This window comes from Rhizobium beringeri (assembly GCF_004306515.1).
Classification (GTDB): domain Bacteria; phylum Pseudomonadota; class Alphaproteobacteria; order Rhizobiales; family Rhizobiaceae; genus Rhizobium; species Rhizobium beringeri.
Map to the genome: position 1 here is coordinate 904,452 of NZ_SILG01000001.1, position 16,839 is coordinate 921,290.

The window sequence follows — 16,839 nt, forward strand, 5'->3', positions numbered from 1 at the left end:
GGACGCTATATAGACGCCTATATGCATCGCCTATCGTCTTTCCATCATCGTGTTAACATCAGTGTAGGTTCCATCAGTCTTTCGAATTCCGTGGATGGTAAGCTCGACCCAGGCGGAAGGGTCGGAAATCCGATCGAAGAACATCAATGATCAAACGCGGTCATGGCTATGAAAGACCGCTCCTCTGAAGTGAAAGTCATAGGCCAACGGTAAAACCAGACAGGCTCGCGGCCGCCCGTCATTGGCAATGGTCTGGGGAGCGGCCCTCTCTGCGGCAGCCTCGAAATGCCTGAGGCGAGGCGGACGTCATCGCACCATCTACAATGGTCGCCAGCTTCTTCGGCCGGGAGATCCCGATTGGAGCGGGCGGAGCTTGTACTGGATGGGTCGCTGTCAGGCATGTCGCAATTTTGGCGGTGAAACGCTTTCGGCGCAAGAGGCGCCGGGCGAAAATCCTTATAGCCTCTTGATGTGACAGTTTTGAAAAGGACAGCAGCACCTCGTTCTGATTGAGGATTTCGGCGGATTTTCCGCGTTTCTGCAAAGAGCGCTTGGTAATGATTGAGCCATTGGCCGATGGAGCTTTAGAGGATGGAGCGTGGGGGCTGCGGCGCGTCCCCACGAGCTGGAATGGCGATCCGGTAACGAGGTGGCGCCAAGGACAAAATCATGCATCAATTCAAAGTGCTACAGCATTGTTTACACGTCTGAAAAGACGCGCGGCGCTGGAGCCTATGGCAAATCAAGCTAAGCCCGTGAACAGCTGCCCAGCTCATAAGTAAAGCTGGCGCAATACACCGTAAATTAACAGCCTCTTCGTATTTTCTTTCAATTGCGAACGATTTCCTCGGCGTGCAGGCACGTCCCGAAATCAGTTCTCGGTGAGGGGAATCCGGGACGGAATAGATCGAGGCTCGATCGACGACATGCCCGATCGAGGAGGTACGCGCATGCAGTTCAAATCGGCTACCGGACGCAACATTTTTTCCGTGGCGGCCTGCGGTGTCATTGCCACGATCGCGGCATCGGGCGTTCTTTTTTACATCGCCTATAACGATATGCGCAAATCGAGCCTCGACCAGATGCTCCAGATTGCTGCCACCAACGCGCTCAACGTCGAGAAATCCATGAGCGTGGCGCTCGGCATCGTCAATACGTTGGAAACGTCGCTGTCGACGATGAAGGAAGGCGGAAACTCCAGTCGTGCGACCGCCGACGACCTGCTGAAGAACATGCTGCAGGATAATCCGATGGCGCTCGGTGTTTGGACCGGCTGGGAACCGAATGCCTTCGACGGCAAGGACAAGGATTACGTCGGCAAGGAAGGCCACGACACGACCGGCCGCTACGTGCCCTACTGGGTGCGCAGTGGCGACAAGATTCAGCACACGCCGCTGGTCGATTATGGCGTGCCGGGCGCCGGCGACTACTACCAGCTTCCCTTTACCCAGAAAAAGACCGTCGTCATCGAACCCTATGTCTACGCGGTCGACGGCAAGGACGTGCTGATGACCTCGGTCGCAAAGCCGATCATGGTCGATGGCAAGGCGCTGGGCGTCGCCGGCATGGATATTTCGCTCGACGATGCCAACAAGGCGATCTCGGCAGTCCACCCGATGGAGACCGGCTATCTCAGCCTGGTGACGGGCGCCGGCAGCATCATCAGCCATCCTTCCGCCGAGCTCGCAGGCAAGAATATCAAGGACGGCGGTGATCTCACCGCCGGTTGGGATCAGTTGATCGCCAAGCCCGGCGTCGCGCAGGAGATCGCAGGCCCGGACGGCCAGAGTTATTTCTCGGTCGCCTATCCGGTAAAGCTCACGAATGACCTCAACTGGTACGCCATCGTCTCGGTGCCCAAATCCACCGTCTTTGCCCAACTCAACAACATGGCCTGGAGCGCCGTTGCGATCACCGCCATCGCTGCCCTCCTGCTCGGACTCGCAGGCTGGCTCATTGCCCGCAAATTCATCCGCCGCATAGAGGGCGTGATCTCCGAGACTGATCGCATCGCCCATGGCCAACTCGACGTGCAACTGAACGACAAGAATGCCAAGGACGAAATCGGCGACCTCTCACGCTCCCTCGCCATCCTGCTGGAAAGCAATCGCCAGAAGATCAAGCTCGAGGCCGATGCGGAAACCTCCCGGTCCCGCGAAGAAATCGAACGACAGGAACGTTCCGTCCTCCATGCCGCCCGTGAGGATTCGATCAAGTTCGCGGTGAGCGAACTCGGAAACGGCCTCGCCAGCCTTTCCAACGGAGATATGACCGTCCGGCTGGAAAAGCCATTTACCGACTCCCTTGACGAAATCCGCGTCGATTTCAATGCGTCCGTCGAAAAGCTCCAGGCAGCCCTGATTTCCTTCTCCGAAAACGCTGCCGTCATTCAGGCCGGTTCGGAAGAAATCCGCTCGGGCGCCGACGATCTCGCCCGCCGCACCGAACAGCAGGCCGCTTCCGTCGAGGAGACCGCCGCTGCGCTCGAGCAGATCACCACCTCGGTCAAGGACTCCACCCTTCGCGCCGAGGAGGCGGGAACGCTCGTCAGCCGCACCAAGGATGGCGCAGAAAAGTCCGGAGAGATCGTGCGCAATGCCGTTAACGCCATGACCGGCATCGAGCAATCCTCGCAGTCGATCTCCAACATCATTGGCGTGATCGACGATATTGCCTTCCAGACGAATCTGCTGGCCCTCAATGCAGGCGTAGAAGCGGCGCGTGCGGGGGAGGCCGGCAAGGGCTTCGCCGTCGTCGCACAGGAAGTGCGTGAACTCGCGCAGCGCTCGGCCACCGCCGCCAAGGAGATCAAGGCACTGATCACCTCGTCCGGCGACCAGGTCAAGCGTGGCGTCGATCTCGTCGGCCAGACCGGCAAGGCGCTGCAGGCGATCGTTGCCGAAGTCCAGCAGATCAACAGCAATGTCCAGGCAGTCGTCCAGGCCGCCCGTGAACAGTCGACGGGTCTTCTGGAGATCAACACGGCAGTCAACCAGATGGACCAGTCGACCCAGAAGAACGCCGCAATGGTCGAGGAATCGAATGCCGCCTCGCACACGCTGGTAACGGAGGTGTCTGCCCTTTCGGAGCGTCTGGCACAGTTCAATCTCGGCCAGGTGGCAAAGGCGGCCCCCTCCGCTCGGACAACTGCCAAGCCGTTGGCACGCCCGGTCGCGGCGACGCTTTCGATGCGCAGACCGGTTCCCGCCTCGGCCACCGACCATGCCAGGCCCGCTCCGTCACCGGCCCGTGCACTCGGCGGCAAGCTCGCAGCCGCCTTCGGCACCTCAGCTGCACCGGCTTCGACCGAGGGCAACTGGGAAGAGTTCTAGAAGCATGTCGCGCAAAACTGTGCAGCGGTTTTGCGGCGCGAGACGATGTCAGTTTTTACGAAGCGCTCGGATGGACCGTCGTTGAGGCCCGGTGGTGAAAACCGGTGCTGACAAAGGAGGTGCTGACAAAGGAATTGCGAACCAGGTCCCAATGGTGAAGTATTGCGCTGACCGCGAGCTGCTCTGACGTTCTCGTGGAGCCTCTCCAAAAACGACGAGGTCACGATGCTCATTATCTTCGGTGGTCTGCCTGGCAGTGGAAAGACGACGATCGCCCGCGCTTTGGCTGAGCGGTTGAATGCTGTCCATGTGCGCGTCGATACCATCGAGCAGGCAATCCGTGCCTCCGGAATTGCCGATGATGCCGGGCCTGCAGGCTATATCGTGGCTTACGGTATTGCCGGGGACAATCTGACTCTCGGCAGGACCGTTATCGCCGACTCCGTCAACCCGCTTCGGATAACCAGGTCAGCGTGGCTTTCCGTCGCACAAGCCGCTGGGGTGACGGCGGCGGAGGTCGAGGTCGTTTGCTCGGACAAAGTCGAGCACCGCAACCGTGTTGAAACGCGCCTCACCGACGTCGAAGGTCTGGTAAAGCCGACATGGCAAGAGACTTCCGAAAGAGCCTATGACGAATGGCACGATGCAGTCGTCATCGATACCGCTTCGAAAACGGTCGAAGCGGCTTTGGATGAACTGGTGAGCCGGTTGAAATCGCTGGCGATGCGATGAAGGAATGATCTCGTTTCCGACCCGACCCGAGCCGACACGTGAGGCGAGGCGGATCTCATCGCAGCGTCCTATAGCGGCCGCCTTCCTGGGTCGCGATTCCGGTTTTGTCTGCCCGGTGGCCTCGGCAGAGGCTGTAAAGATACGGGAATCAATGTGCGGCGGCGATCACGCGTCTTCCTTCACTTGGCTGGCTTGCGCCGAACGTGGCTAGCTTTCTACCGAGTTCCGCAAAATCCTACCGTCGGGTAGACAGGTGCCCTGTCGCCAATTCTGCCCGGCAGGCCTCGCCAAAATCGAGGAGAAAGTTCATCGCGCCGGAGCGGGCAAGATCGCGGATTTCAGAGAGCGAGCGATTGGGCGTCAAATAGGTTTCGACGATCCTTACCATTGCCAGCTCGGCTGCATCCACGACCGGTCGGGATGAGATCAGACGCATCTGGGCGACCAGTGCATAAAGCAGCACGAGGTCGGAGACGTCGTCCTTCTGGTGGCTTAGTGCGTCACCGTAAAGCCGCGTGGCTTCCGCGATGAAATCCGAAAACAGCTTTTCGCGTTTGACAGCCTCGGCCTCGCGTTGTTTTTCCTTCACCTGTGATCGATGCGTCATCCACGTGCTGGCAAATGAGGTCAGGCTGCCAATCGCGATGCCGGCGAGACCCATCAGAGCAGAGATGTATGCGTCCATGAGATTCTCCTCTCGGAACGAGCCGCGCGCGACACGTAAATAACAGGGCGGATCGCCGACCAGCCCCAATGCCCAGGCGTGCTGGTCAAAAATTCAAAGGTTTACCAGCGCGAGGCTTGGGAGGTTCTACTCTGCAAGCGGAGGCCCCACCCACACGCCGACTGGTATTTCCGGGATACAATTCGCCAATCCGTCGAGCATGCCTTGCAACACGCCCTCGCTCAGCTCTTCAATCTTGCCGCTGGGGCCGACGAGGCTGTCTACCAGCAGCAAGGTCAGTCCATGCATTTGCGACCAGAATATTAGAATGGCACCATCGATCGTACGCGTGTTTGCCGCGGTGTTGGGAATGAGGCGCCCAAGAGCGCCGTCGCATATCGCCTCTACCACAACGGCTTTCATGCTGTAGGCCGCAGTTCTTTCGATCGCAGGGCGCCCATTGTCCTGGCCACCAAGGTAGCCGCCGAACATCAATCTGTAGAGCGCTGGATTGTTGACGCCGCCGCAAACGTAAGCGCGCGCTATAGCTGCCAGCCGCTCGCGCGGACTGTCGAGTTCCTTCGTCGCATCGGCCATCCGCTTCGCAAGGAGCTCAAATCCGACTGCCGAGACGGCGGCCAGCAATTCGCGCTTGTCGGCGAAGTGTTTGTAGGGGGCGTTGTGACTGACGCCGGCTCGTCGGGCGAGCTCCCGCAGCGAAAATTCCGTGCTCTGGGATTCGCTGAGGACATCCAGTGCAGCCTCTACGATCGCCCTGTGCAGGTCGCCATGATGATACGGGCGCTGCTCTGTGGTGGAAATATCTTTGGTCATATTCGTCCACTAGGTTTTTAAGTTGCTCGTGTCAACATTTTTGACTGAGTGATGTTGACATTGTCTACTCTCATCTTTAAGTGGGCGTTGTCAACATGTGGCGCGCCCGTTCCGTCTACTATTTCGGCGCAATACGAGCACGCGATCGGCGCCTACGGACGCTACAACAAAAAAGGTACATTGATGGCCGCTCAACATCCCGTCAAAAACAAGAGACACCGCATAGCGGAGCGTCCGCCATTCGAGCGTATCGCGCTGTTGTTGCAAGGCGGAGGGGCGCTCGGTTCATATCAGGCCGGCGTCTATCAAGCACTGGCCGAAGCCGGTCTGCATCCTGACTGGGTCGCCGGCATCTCCATCGGTGCCATCAACAGCGCTCTGATCGCCGGCAATCCGCCTGAAAGACGAGTGGAGGCGCTCAGGAGCTTCTGGGAGACGGTAACCGCCCCGGCTCACGGGTTTCCCACTCTGTTTTCGGCGATGCTAGGGGCGATGGGGCTCCAGGGTGATTTCGCGCGTGGCCTGCTCAATCAGGCACATGCCTTCGCCACCCTTATGGACGGCGCCGCGGGCTTCTTCAGGCCCCGTCCGGTGCCACCATTCTTTTCATCCGCCGGCAGCATCGAGGCGGAAAGCTTCTACGACGTCGCACCGCTGAAGGCGACGCTGGAACGGCTGGTGGACTTCGACCGCATCAATACAGGGGCCATGCGTTTCAGCGTCGGCGCCGTCAACGTACGCACCGGCAACTTCGAGTATTTCGATACCACGACGCACGATATCCGCCCCGAACATATCATGGCGAGCGGCTCCCTGCCGCCTGGCTTCCCGGCGACGAGGATCGACGGCGAGTGTTACTGGGACGGCGGCCTCATCTCCAACACGCCGCTGCAATGGGTCCTCGATAACGCGCCGCGCCAGGACACGCTGGCCTTTCAGGTCGATCTCTGGAGCGCGAGTGGCGAGTTCCCGCGTGACCTTCTCGGAATCGAACTGCGGCAGAAGGATATCCGCTTCTCAAGCCGCACACGCGCGGCGACCGACCATTTCAAGACGCAGCAGCGGCTGCGCCGCGCACTCGGCCATCTGGTCGAACTCGTCCCGCAGGACGCACTGCTGCAAGCCGATCCCGAGATCAAGCTGCTCGTCGATCAGGCCGACGAGAAGGTCTACAACATCGTCCAGCTCATATATCGCGCCAAGAAATACGAAGCGAGCTCCAAGGATTACGAGTTCTCCCGGCTGACGATGGAGGAGCACTGGGCCTCCGGCTACAACGACGCCCTTCAAACATTGCGCCACCCCCAGGTGCTGCAGCGGCCCGGCACGCCGGACGGCGTCGCCATTTTCGACTTCGATTGAGATTTCACCCAAAGAGAAGAGCACGACCATGAAGATCGCCGCAGTCCGCGAAAATGCCTTCGCGATGCCGCTCAACAATCCGGCCTATCCGAGGCCACCCTACAAGTTCTACAACCGCGAATTTGTCGTCATCAACTACCGGGCCGATCTGGAGGCCCTGCGCGCCGTCGTGCCGGAGCCGCTGGAAGTGATCGGCGACACCGTCGCCTATGAATTCATCCGCATGCCGGATTCGACCGGCTTCGGGGACTATACGGAAACCGGGCAGGTCATTCCGGTGCGCTTCACGACGCCATCGGGCAAGGTGCAGGAAGGCAGCTACGTGCATGCCATGTACCTTGACGACAACTCTCCGATCGCCGGCGGCCGTGAGATCTGGGGCTTTCCGAAGAAGCTGGCAACGCCGAAACTGTCGCACGAGCAGGAGACGCTCGTCGGAACGCTGCACTATGGCTCGGTTCTCTGCGTGAGGGCGACCATGGGCTACAAGCATCGGGAACTCCCGCTAGAGCCGCTGGCCAAGGCAATGGCGAAGCCCGCCTTCATGTTGAAGATCATCCCGCACGTCGACGGTTCGCCCCGGATTTGCGAACTCGTGCGCTACTATCTCGAGGATGTGACCCTGAAGGGCGCATGGGCCGGACCTGCCGCCCTGCAATTGTTCGAACACGCAATGTGCGACGTCGCGCGTCTACCCGTGCGCGAGGTCACGTCGGCCAGCCATTATATCGCCGACCTGACGCTCGGCCTCGGCGAGGTCGTGTTCGACTACCTCCAAAACGACTGATCTCCCGCAACTGAAAGGAACTATCCATGTCTCGATTTGATGGAAGAGTGGCGATTGTCACCGGAGCCGCGAGCGGCATCGGCAAGGAGATCGCGCTTCGCTTCGCAGCCGAAGGCGGCATTCCCGTGATCGCCGACCTCAATCTTGACGCCGCGAACGCAACGGCCGCCGAGGTCAAAAGCAACGGCGGCGATGCATTCGCCGTGGCGATGAACGTCGCCGACGAAGAGCAGGTGGAAAACGCCGTTGGCGAGGTGATCGCCAGGTTCGGCAGGATCGACGTGCTGGTCAGCAATGCCGGCATCCAGATCGTCAAGCCGCTGGTCGACTTTCCCTTCGCGGACTGGAGAAAGCTGCTTTCGATCCATCTCGACGGCGCCTTTCTAACCACTCGCGCCTGCCTCAAGCACATGTATGCCGCCAATTATGGCCGGGTGATCTACATGGGTTCCGTGCACTCCAAGGAAGCCTCGAAGCTGAAGGGGCCCTATGTCACGGCCAAGCACGGACTGATCGGACTGGCCAAGGTACTGGCAAAGGAGGGAGCCGAGCACAACGTCACGGCCAACGTGGTCTGTCCCGGCTTCGTGCGCACGCCGCTCGTCGACAAACAGATCCCCGAGCAGGCACGGGAGCTCGGCATCAGCGAGGAGCAGGTGGTGAAGACGGTGATGCTCAAGGATACGGTCGACGGCGAGTTTACCAGCACCGATGATGTGGCCGACGCTGTTCTCTATTTCGCGGCGGCCAGGTCCAATGCCATGACGGGTCAGTCGTTGGTCGTGAGCCACGGCTGGTTCATGCAGTAGGATCGATTTCGGACAGACGGACGACACCCGTTGCGGCGCCGCGCGACAGGAACGCTCCAGCACCCGGACCAACTCTATCTCGCGACGAGCCACAGTGAGCTCGCGCTATCTCGTTTTGAATATCAAAGGAAATGAACATGGAAGTCTGTAATGGTTTGCGGAGGGCCTTCTTGATGGCCCGGCGACCATCTGTCGCCACCAGTCCGTCTGTTGACGGCGCAAGCGTGCGCCGCGTGACCGCGATACTGCGGAATGCGCTCCGGACTACCGCGCTCGGCATGATCGTAGGATTCGCCGCGCTGCCGACAGCCCGAGCGGATGAGCCGACTCCGCCCGTAAAAAAAGCGGTCAGCGACGAGGCCGCGACCGCCGTTTCGCAGATGGGAAAGACGCTCCTTGCCAAGGACCTGACGATCACGGCGAGAACAATCAGCATTTACCTGGATCAGTCCGGACAACCGCTTCACATCTTCCATACGATGAAAATCACCGTGCGTCGTCCCGACCGGATCGCCGTCGAGTTCAACGGCGATGACGGCAAGCACGATCTGTTCTACGACGGCAAGGCGGCGTCGGTCTTCTTTCCGGACAGCAAGAACTACGCGACGATCCCGGCATCGGGCGACATACCATCTGCGCTCAACGAGGCAGCAACCAAGCTGGACGTCGATTTTCCGCTCAGCGTGCTTTTTGCAGCCTCTCCGGACAAAGTCCTGTTGAGCGATGCCATGGCCGCCTGGCAAGTGGGCACTGCTACCATCGACGGGGTCGAGTGCCGGCATCTGTTTTTCTCTCAGAAGTCCGGCATCGATCTCGAATTGTGGGTTGAGAAAAATGGCGCAGCGACGCCGCATCGTCTGGTCGTCACCTATCCGTTGCTGCAGGGCCAACCAAGCTTCGTTGCCGAATTCACCAGTTGGAAGACCCAGCCCCCTCTGTCCGACTCCGAATTCACCTTTGAACCTCCTGCGGATGTGAAAAAGATCGACCCGACACCCGCCGTCGCGTCGGGAACCGAAGGGAGGAAGTGATGAACCATCTCAAGCGCACCTGCCTTGCTTTTCTCGCTTTAACGGCCATCACGTCGGACGTTGCCTTCGCTCAGTTTGCGCCGCCCCCTGGCGGCCCGCCGCCCCTGCCGTCTGGAGGGCCGCCGCATTTCCCGTCGGGCGGGCCGGGCGGCCCCCCACGTCCGCAGATGGGCCGCACCCCACGTCCGCCGTTGGCGAGCCACGGCCGCCCGCCGATGAGCGCCCAGAACCGTCCGCCGGCGAACCTTCGTACTCGTATGCCAAAGGTCGGTGGCGCAAAGGGGCGATTGGCGGAAGGGCCTGGCCGCGGAGGGAGCAACGTCTCCGGAAAGATCCGCAATACGCTGAATTCAGGCGGTAACATCAGCGGGAACCGCGCCTTCATGAACTCCGGGGGCAATATGGTCGCGAAGGACTCAGGCAACCTCACCGTCAACAACTCAGGTGATCTCAAGGTCTCTGGCAACGGCAACGGATACTTTGGCCGCGGATACTACGGCCGCGGAGATCACGGCCGCGCTGACTATGGTGGCGGAGTTTATGGGCGCGGATACGGCCGTGGAGACTATGGCCGCGCAGACTACGGCGGTGGAGACTATGGCCGTGGATACTCTCGCCGCGAAGCCTACGTCCTGGGCGGGTATGCGGCAGGCGTCGCCGTCGGAGCTGCGGCCGCCTCGAGCACAGGCGGAACGACGTATTCTTCCAGTGGAGATCAGTCTGGATCTACTGCGAGTTCCTCTGGTGCAGCGTCCTCGAGTTCGTCCCACAGCAGCGCTCCGGGCTCTGCTAACGCGGCGTCGTCGGGTTCGTCTCGCGGGGGTTCTTCGGGTTCGTCTCACGCCAGGTCTTCAGGTTCATCTGGCGGGGAATATGCGAGCTCTTCCGATCAGAGCCGCTCCGACCGGCCCGTTGGCAGCGGAGAGGGCGGGTCGAACCAGAGCGGCGGCAATGGCAGGTCCCAGTCTGTCAATCCGCTGATTGCCGGCCTGTTTGAGAGCCTGCCGCCGGAGGGCACGGCATGGTCATCGGAAGATGCGGTCGGTTGGCTTCAGGCTGCGGCCGCCAATCTACGGATGGTCTATAAGATCCAGGGAAACATCACGGTCACGGGCGAAGTCCCGCCGTCGGATGACAATCGCGTTCCTAGCGGCAATTAGATTCAGCTCAGCATGGGAAGAGGCAAAGGCCGGATACGTCGCACGGCGTATCCGGCCTTTGCCAGCATCGAAAACTGCACAGCTCCGTCCGCTCTGACGCACCTCGCCAAATCAGGCCATTCGTTTCGAACGCCGCAGAAGCCCGTTCATAACGAGGTTAATGTGCGCCTCCATAAGCGCCCTGCCGTCGATCGGCTTTCGATCGGCAAGCATGAGATGCCAGACGGCAATCTGAAAAATCGAACTCGCGAGCACGTCAGGCGTATCTGTGGCCGTATCATGTCTCAACTCTCCTGATTTCACGCCTTCCTCGACCAGGGCCGTGAGGGCTGCAAGCGTCGGTGCGATGAATAGCTCATGACGGCAATCGACCATTTCGGGAAGACGAGTTCCTTCGGCGACGGACAGGCGCAGGAGTTCTCTCGTCTTTCGGTCGTTGGCCGTGTTTTCATAAGCGATAAGCAGTAGGTCGCGGATCCTATCGGCGCAGGATCCCCGAAGGCTGCCGATGGCGGTGGATAGGTCTGCGGACGACGTGGACGCGTGACGAAACATCTCCTGGAAAAGATCATCCTTGGTCGGGAAATAGAGGTAGACCGTTCCCTTTGTTATCCGCAGTCGGGTTGCGATGTCTTCAACTCGCGTTGCCGCATAACCTTTTGCCGCAAACTCCTCGAACGCAGCCTCCAGTATTTCATGGGGACGCCGCGCCTTCCGTTCCGCCCGCGATGTTTTTTTAACAACTCGTTCCATCATCCAATTGGAATTGTTCGGCTGTCCGGCGGCTAACCGCATCTGCTTCACCTATGCCAATGTTGCGTGTGTCAACATTTTCTGATGGAGATGTTGACATCGTCTACTTTAGCCATTAAGTGGGCGTTGTCAACATCGGGCGATGGCCTGTTAGGAGCAAAAAATGCAGTCCTTTCGATTGCTGGGAATTGGTCTCGCCTGCGCAGTTCTGGCTGCCTGCGAAGAGAAAGCTGAAGTTGCGCCACCGCCGCAGCAGGTCCGCGTCGTTGCGGCGTCGAACGCGCAGTATCAACCGGGTGCGGAAATCACCGGCGAGGTGAAGGCAAGGGTCCAGACCGAACTCTCCTTTCGCGTCAGCGGCCGGGTTCTTGAGAGAAGGGTCGACGTCGGGTCGCATGTCCACGCCGGCGACGTCCTCGCCCGGCTCAACGACACGGAACAGCAGGCGGACGTCAGCGTCGCCCGTGCCGCGCTGGCATCGGCGCAGGCCGTCGTTGCGCAGAAGACGCTCGCCTTCGACCGGGCGAAATCACTCCTGCAGTCGCAGGCCGTTCCGAGGGCGGTCTTTGATGATGCCCAGAAGGAGCTGCTGAGCGCACAGGCTTCCCTCGAGGCCGCCGAGGCCGCGCTCGCGACGGCAGAGGACGCTCTGTCCTACACCGAGCTGAAGGCCGCCGCGGACGGCATCATCACGGCGCGCAGCATCGAAGCCGGGCAGGTGGTGTCAGCAGCGCAGTCGGCCTTCACGCTCGCCCATGACGGGCCACGAGACGCAGTGTTCGACGTCTTCGAGGCGTTCTTTCTGGATGGCCGGCCGCTGAACGATGTCGAGGTCGCACCGGTCTCCGACCTTGCGAGCGACGTCCACGCCAGCATTCGCGAGGTCTCTCCCGTCATAGACGCGAAGGCAGGCACGATCCGGATCAAGGTGGGGCTGCAGGACGGCGCGCCATGGCCGCTCGGAACGCCTGTCGTGGGCAAGCTGCGCGCCTCGCCGCGCGACGGAATCGTGCTGCCCTATACCGCGATCGCATCAGCCGGGGGCGAACCTGCCGTGTGGCTCGTCAACACTCAAAACCAATCCGTTTCGCTCCGTAAGATCTCGGTCGACCGATATCGCCAAAGCGATTTCGTCGTCACCGGCGGCGTCGCCGCACAAGACCTGATCGTCACCGAAGGCGGAAAGTTCCTCAAGGAAGGCCAGGCCGTCGCCTGGGAAGGCAAGTGAGATGACCCTCAATCGCATATATACCTCTCTCCCGCTTCTTCTGTCAGTGTCGCTGCTTGCAGGCTGCGATCAGAGCTCCGTCGCAGGGGAGGAGACGGCTCCCCGCCCTGTCAAAGTCGTCATGGCCGCGGCCGAACAGGACAAAATCGTAAGTTTGCCCGGCGTGGTGCGAGCCCGCATCGAGACCGACCTGGCGTTTCGGACGTTGGGGCGAATGGTCTCTCGCAAGGTCGATGTCGGTGACCTTGTGCACAAGGGCGATGTCCTGGCGGAAATCGATCCGCTCACTCTGCGGCTCGCGGTCACGAGTGCGGAGGCCGAACTCCGCAACGCCCAGGCGCAGTTGGAGAACGCAACGACGACGGAAACGCGCAAGCGAAGGCTCGTCCAAAGCAATGCGGCGAGCGTTGCCGATCACGATCTTGCCGAACAGCAGCTCAAGTCGGCTACCGCCAATGCTGCGAAAGCGACGGCCAGCCTTGCGAAGGCGCGCGAGCAGCTAGGCTACGCCGACCTGAGGGCCGAGTTCGATGGCGTCGTGACCGCCACGTCCGCAGAAATGGGCCAGACCGTTTCGGCGGGCCAACCGGTCTTGAAACTGGCACGCCTCGAGCAGCGCGACGTTGTCGTCGACGTGCCGGAAGCGCAGTTCAGTCGCGTTCGCCTGGACGACCGCTTCAACGTCGCCCTCCAGCTCGACAGCAGGATCCAGGCGACTGGCGTGGTCCGCGAGATCGCACCGCAGGCCGATCCCAATACCCGCACCTATCGGCTGAAGATCGGGATCGATCAGGCGCCGGACATCTTCCGCCTTGGCGCCGTGGTCACTGCGACGCCGCTTGTCGGAGAAAGGAAGCAGGCGATCACGCTGCCGCTCTCCGCCATTCGCCATGAAGGCGGTACCAGCCAGGTATGGGTGGTAGATCGCTCGACAGCCACTGTCACTCCGAGAGTGGTTGAACTGGAAGGTCCGGCGTCCGCCCCCCGTTCTGTCCTGGTTCAAGCGGGCCTGCGGGAAGGGGAAGAGATCGTCATCGCCGGAGTCGATGAACTCACCGATGGACAGAAAGTGCAACTCGGACAGGAGCCACGCCCGTGAACAAATTCAACCTTTCTGACTGGGCGCTCGAGCATCGTTCTCTCGTCTGGTACTTCATGATCATGTTCGCGGTGGCGGGCGCCTTTGCCTATCTCGGGCTCGGCCGCGAGGAGGATCCGTCCTTCACGATCAAGACGATGGTGATCCAGGCCCAGTGGCCGGGGGCTTCTGCCCAGGAGGTGACGCAGCAGGTTACCGACCGCATCGAAAAGAAGCTCCAGGAACTCGACAAACTGGAACATACCCGCAGCATTACGACTGCCGGTCAAACGATCGTCTTCGTCGATTTGCTGCCGGATACGAACGCGCGAGATGTAAAGCCCACCTGGTCGCGCGTCCGCAACTTGATTGACGATATCAAGCACGAATTCCCCCAAGGCGTGGTCGGACCTTTCTTCGATGACCAGTTCGGCGACGTCTATGGCAATATCTTTGCCTTCACGGCAGACGGCCTCAGCCAGAGAGAACTGCGCGATTTCGCAGAGGGTGCCCGAACGCAGATCCTCAATATCCCCGATGTCGGCAAGGTCGACATCGTCGGCGCGCAGGACGAGGTGATCTACCTCGAGTTCTCCACCCGCAAGATCGCCGCCCTCGGCATCGACCGCTCCGCCATCATTGCCACGCTCCAGGCGCAGAACGCCGTCACCCAGTCCGGCTTTGTCGAAACGGGGCCGGAGCGGGTCGCTTTGCGGGTCGGCGGGCGTTTCATCTCTGAAGACACCCTGCGGGGGATCAATCTCAGGGTCAACGACCGGTTCTTCCCGCTGACCGACGTTGCCACGATCACCCGTGGCTACGTCGACCCGCCGACGTCGCTCTTCCGCTTCAACGGAAAGCCCGCCATCGGGCTCGCGATCGGCATGAAGACGGGCGGTAATGTGCTTGCCTTCGGCGAAGCGCTTCACAAGACGATGAGCAAAATCACCCAGGAGCTTCCGGTCGGCGTCTCCGTCGAACAGGTATCCGACCAACCGAAGGTGGTTGAGGAGGCAGTCGGCGGCTTTACGAAAGCCCTGTTCGAGGCAGTCGCGATCGTGCTCGCGATCAGCTTCATCAGTCTGGGGATGAGGGCCGGCCTGGTGGTGGCAATCGCAATCCCGCTCGTTCTCGCCATCACGTTCATGGTCATGTTCTACACCGGCATATCGCTGCAGCGCATCTCGCTTGGAGCGCTGATCATCGCGCTCGGCCTCCTCGTCGACGACGCCATGATCGCCGTCGAGATGATGGTTGCACGGCTGGAAGTGGGCGACAGTCTCACGAAGGCCGCCACCTACGTCTACACATCGACTGCGTTTCCCATGTTGACCGGCACTCTGGTTACGGTCGCGGGCTTCATCCCCGTCGCTTTCAACAAGAGCAACGCCGGCGAGTTCACCTTCACGCTCTTTGTCGTCATCGCGGTTTCGCTCGTCGTTTCATGGGTGGTCGCGGTCGTGTTCACGCCCCTGATCGGGGTGACCATTTTACCAAAGACAATGAAGAAGCACGCTGAGCATAAGGGTCGGTTTGCGAAGGCGTTTTCGAACCTGCTGCAATTCTGCCTGCGCTGGCGCTGGATGACGATCGTCGCAACGGTCCTTCTCTTCGCTGGATCAATCGTTGGCCTGTCGATGGTGCAACAGCAATTTTTCCCGAGCTCTGACCGTCCGGAACTGATCGTCGACTGGAACCTGCCGCAGAACAGTTCGATCGCCGAAACGAGCCGCCATATGGCCCAGTTCGAGCAGGAGATGCTGACTGGCAACCCTGGCATCGAGCATTGGTCGACATATGTTGGGAGGGGTGCGCCGCGCTTCGTTCTTTCCTTCGACGTGCAGCCGGCTGACGTTTCTTTCGGCCAGACGGTCATTGTCACCAAGGGACTGGACGTCAGGGACAAGCTGAAGCAGCAGATGGAAACCTACCTTCAGAAGACGTTTCCGGGAACGGACGCTTACGTGAAGCTTCTGGACATCGGGCCTCCGGTTGGCAAGCCGATCCAGTACCGTGTGTCAGGCGAAAATCTGCAGACGGTGCGCGACCTGGCACAGAAGCTGGGCTCGATTGTCGGCACTTATCCTTCCCTCAGGAACATTGCCTTCGACTGGAACGAGCCGGCCCGTGTCGTCAAGATAGACGTACTGCAGGACAAGGCCAGACAGCTCGGCGTCTCGTCCCAGGACATCGCAATGGCACTCAACACTGTCGTACAAGGAAATGCCGTAACGCAGGTCCGGGACGACATCTATCTGGTCGATGTCATCGGCCGTGCCGCGGAAAAGGAGCGCGGCTCGATCGACACCCTGCTTGACCTGCAACTGCAGAGCAGCAGCGGTCAATCCGTGCCGCTGTCATCGGTCGCAACCTTCCACTACGAGCTCGAACAGCCGACAATCTGGCGCCGCGACAGAATTCCGACCATCACGATCAAGGCCGGGATCGGCGATGCGACGCAGCCGGCGACCGTTGTGAAGGCACTTTCCGACAAGGTTTCGGCTTTCGAAAAGACGATGCCGGCCGGGTATTCGGTCAAGATCGGCGGCGCGGTCGAGGAAAGCGCCAAGTCGCAAGGTCCGATCGCGAAGGTGGCGCCGGCTATGTTCGTCATCATGGCGACGCTGCTGATGATCCAGCTTCAGAGCTTCCACAGGCTGTTCCTGGTCTTCTCGGTAGCTCCGCTCGCCCTTATCGGCGTCGTCGTGGCACTGCTCGCCAGCAATTCGCCGCTTGGGTTCGTCGCACTCCTGGGTGTGCTCGCGCTGGTCGGAATCCTCATCCGCAACTCCGTGATCCTGATCGTGCAGATCGAGGAGCTGCGCGCAGAGGGAATGTCGGCATGGAAGGCGGTGGTGGAGGCGACCGAACACCGCATGCGGCCGATCATGCTCACTGCCGCGGCCGCGACTCTGGCCCTGATCCCGATCTCGCATGAGATTTTCTGGGGTCCGATGGCTTACGCGATGATGGGTGGGATCGTCGTCGGAACGGCGCTGACGCTTCTCTTCCTGCCGGCGCTCTACGTCGCCTGGTTCCGGATTCCTCGCGAAGCCGAGCAGCACTGAG

12 protein-coding genes are annotated in these 16,839 nt (G+C 60.6%); 9 read left to right on the plus strand and 3 right to left on the minus strand.

Annotated features, from left to right (window positions below; all coding sequences use genetic code 11):
• The first annotated feature begins 950 nt into the window (after positions 1-950).
• Together ELH03_RS04745 and ELH03_RS04750 are read left to right on the plus strand one after the other, a co-directional pair.
• Positions 951-3,332, plus strand: coding sequence for a methyl-accepting chemotaxis protein (locus tag ELH03_RS04745; protein ID WP_128411279.1), 2,382 nt, complete (start codon positions 951-953; stop codon positions 3,330-3,332).
• Positions 3,333-3,557: 225 nt separating this feature from the next.
• Positions 3,558-4,064, plus strand: a complete 507-nt coding sequence (locus tag ELH03_RS04750; RefSeq protein WP_128411278.1) for a P-loop nucleotide/nucleoside kinase family protein — start codon at positions 3,558-3,560, stop codon at positions 4,062-4,064.
• 235 nt (positions 4,065-4,299) lie between these two features.
• On the opposite strand, the gene ELH03_RS04755 is transcribed toward ELH03_RS04750, so the two are convergent.
• Both ELH03_RS04755 and ELH03_RS04760 read right to left on the minus strand, forming a co-directional pair.
• On the minus strand, positions 4,300-4,749 hold the full coding sequence (locus tag ELH03_RS04755; protein WP_128411295.1) for a hypothetical protein: 450 nt from the start codon (positions 4,747-4,749) through the stop codon (positions 4,300-4,302).
• A 126-nt stretch (positions 4,750-4,875) separates the two neighbouring features.
• The gene (locus tag ELH03_RS04760; RefSeq protein WP_028733821.1) at positions 4,876-5,562 is read right to left on the minus strand and encodes a TetR/AcrR family transcriptional regulator; all 687 of its coding nucleotides are present in this window, start codon (positions 5,560-5,562) and stop codon (positions 4,876-4,878) included.
• Positions 5,563-5,745: 183 nt separating this feature from the next.
• On the opposite strand from ELH03_RS04760, the gene ELH03_RS04765 reads away from it, so the two are divergent.
• The 4 genes from ELH03_RS04765 (at position 5,746) to ELH03_RS04780 (ending at position 9,551) form a co-directional block, all read left to right on the plus strand.
• Positions 5,746-6,924, plus strand: a complete 1,179-nt coding sequence (locus tag ELH03_RS04765; RefSeq protein ID WP_128411277.1) for a patatin-like phospholipase family protein — start codon at positions 5,746-5,748, stop codon at positions 6,922-6,924.
• A gap of 28 nt (positions 6,925-6,952) precedes the next feature.
• A complete protein-coding gene (locus ELH03_RS04770) occupies positions 6,953-7,711 on the plus strand; it encodes an acetoacetate decarboxylase (protein ID WP_130766099.1) in 759 nt (252 codons plus the stop codon).
• A 26-nt stretch (positions 7,712-7,737) separates the two neighbouring features.
• Entirely contained in the window at positions 7,738-8,520 is a 783-nt protein-coding gene (locus ELH03_RS04775) for a 3-hydroxybutyrate dehydrogenase (RefSeq protein WP_128411275.1), read from the plus strand.
• 131 nt (positions 8,521-8,651) lie between these two features.
• Positions 8,652-9,551 (plus strand): DUF2092 domain-containing protein, encoded by a 900-nt coding sequence (locus ELH03_RS04780; RefSeq protein ID WP_233942090.1) that lies wholly within the window; start codon positions 8,652-8,654, stop codon positions 9,549-9,551.
• A 1,271-nt stretch (positions 9,552-10,822) separates the two neighbouring features.
• Here the strand turns inward: ELH03_RS04780 and ELH03_RS04790 are convergent.
• A complete protein-coding gene (locus ELH03_RS04790; protein WP_233942092.1) occupies positions 10,823-11,506 on the minus strand; it encodes a TetR/AcrR family transcriptional regulator in 684 nt (227 codons plus the stop codon).
• A 121-nt stretch (positions 11,507-11,627) separates the two neighbouring features.
• On the opposite strand from ELH03_RS04790, the gene ELH03_RS04795 reads away from it, so the two are divergent.
• Genes ELH03_RS04795 through ELH03_RS04805 form a run of 3 tightly spaced genes read left to right on the plus strand, consistent with a single transcriptional unit; the run spans position 11,628 to position 16,838 of the window.
• Positions 11,628-12,692 carry an efflux RND transporter periplasmic adaptor subunit gene (locus tag ELH03_RS04795; RefSeq protein WP_128402274.1) on the plus strand — a complete coding sequence of 355 codons (1,065 nt, stop codon included), beginning with the start codon at positions 11,628-11,630 and terminating at the stop codon, positions 12,690-12,692.
• A 1-nt stretch (position 12,693) separates the two neighbouring features.
• Positions 12,694-13,791, plus strand: coding sequence for an efflux RND transporter periplasmic adaptor subunit (locus ELH03_RS04800; protein ID WP_197727712.1), 1,098 nt, complete (start codon positions 12,694-12,696; stop codon positions 13,789-13,791).
• The gene (locus ELH03_RS04805) at positions 13,788-16,838 is read left to right on the plus strand and encodes an efflux RND transporter permease subunit (protein WP_130658584.1); all 3,051 of its coding nucleotides are present in this window, start codon (positions 13,788-13,790) and stop codon (positions 16,836-16,838) included. The genes ELH03_RS04800 and ELH03_RS04805 overlap by 4 nt, the downstream gene beginning before the upstream one ends.
• Position 16,839: the final 1 nt, after the last annotated feature.

What these genes read in the sequence shown, in the direction of transcription:
- ELH03_RS04745 (WP_128411279.1), top strand. Translation starts at nt 951, where the DNA reads ATGCAGTTCAAATCGGCTACCGGACGCAACATTTTTTCCGTGGCGGCC.
- ELH03_RS04750 (WP_128411278.1), top strand. Translation starts at nt 3,558, where the DNA reads ATGCTCATTATCTTCGGTGGTCTGCCTGGCAGTGGAAAGACGACGATC.
- ELH03_RS04755 (WP_128411295.1), bottom strand. Translation starts at nt 4,749, where the DNA reads ATGGACGCATACATCTCTGCTCTGATGGGTCTCGCCGGCATCGCGATT.
- ELH03_RS04760 (WP_028733821.1), bottom strand. Translation starts at nt 5,562, where the DNA reads ATGACCAAAGATATTTCCACCACAGAGCAGCGCCCGTATCATCATGGC.
- ELH03_RS04765 (WP_128411277.1), top strand. Translation starts at nt 5,746, where the DNA reads ATGGCCGCTCAACATCCCGTCAAAAACAAGAGACACCGCATAGCGGAG.
- ELH03_RS04770 (WP_130766099.1), top strand. Translation starts at nt 6,953, where the DNA reads ATGAAGATCGCCGCAGTCCGCGAAAATGCCTTCGCGATGCCGCTCAAC.
- ELH03_RS04775 (WP_128411275.1), top strand. Translation starts at nt 7,738, where the DNA reads ATGTCTCGATTTGATGGAAGAGTGGCGATTGTCACCGGAGCCGCGAGC.
- ELH03_RS04780 (WP_233942090.1), top strand. Translation starts at nt 8,652, where the DNA reads ATGAACATGGAAGTCTGTAATGGTTTGCGGAGGGCCTTCTTGATGGCC.
- ELH03_RS04790 (WP_233942092.1), bottom strand. Translation starts at nt 11,506, where the DNA reads ATGCGGTTAGCCGCCGGACAGCCGAACAATTCCAATTGGATGATGGAA.
- ELH03_RS04795 (WP_128402274.1), top strand. Translation starts at nt 11,628, where the DNA reads ATGCAGTCCTTTCGATTGCTGGGAATTGGTCTCGCCTGCGCAGTTCTG.
- ELH03_RS04800 (WP_197727712.1), top strand. Translation starts at nt 12,694, where the DNA reads ATGACCCTCAATCGCATATATACCTCTCTCCCGCTTCTTCTGTCAGTG.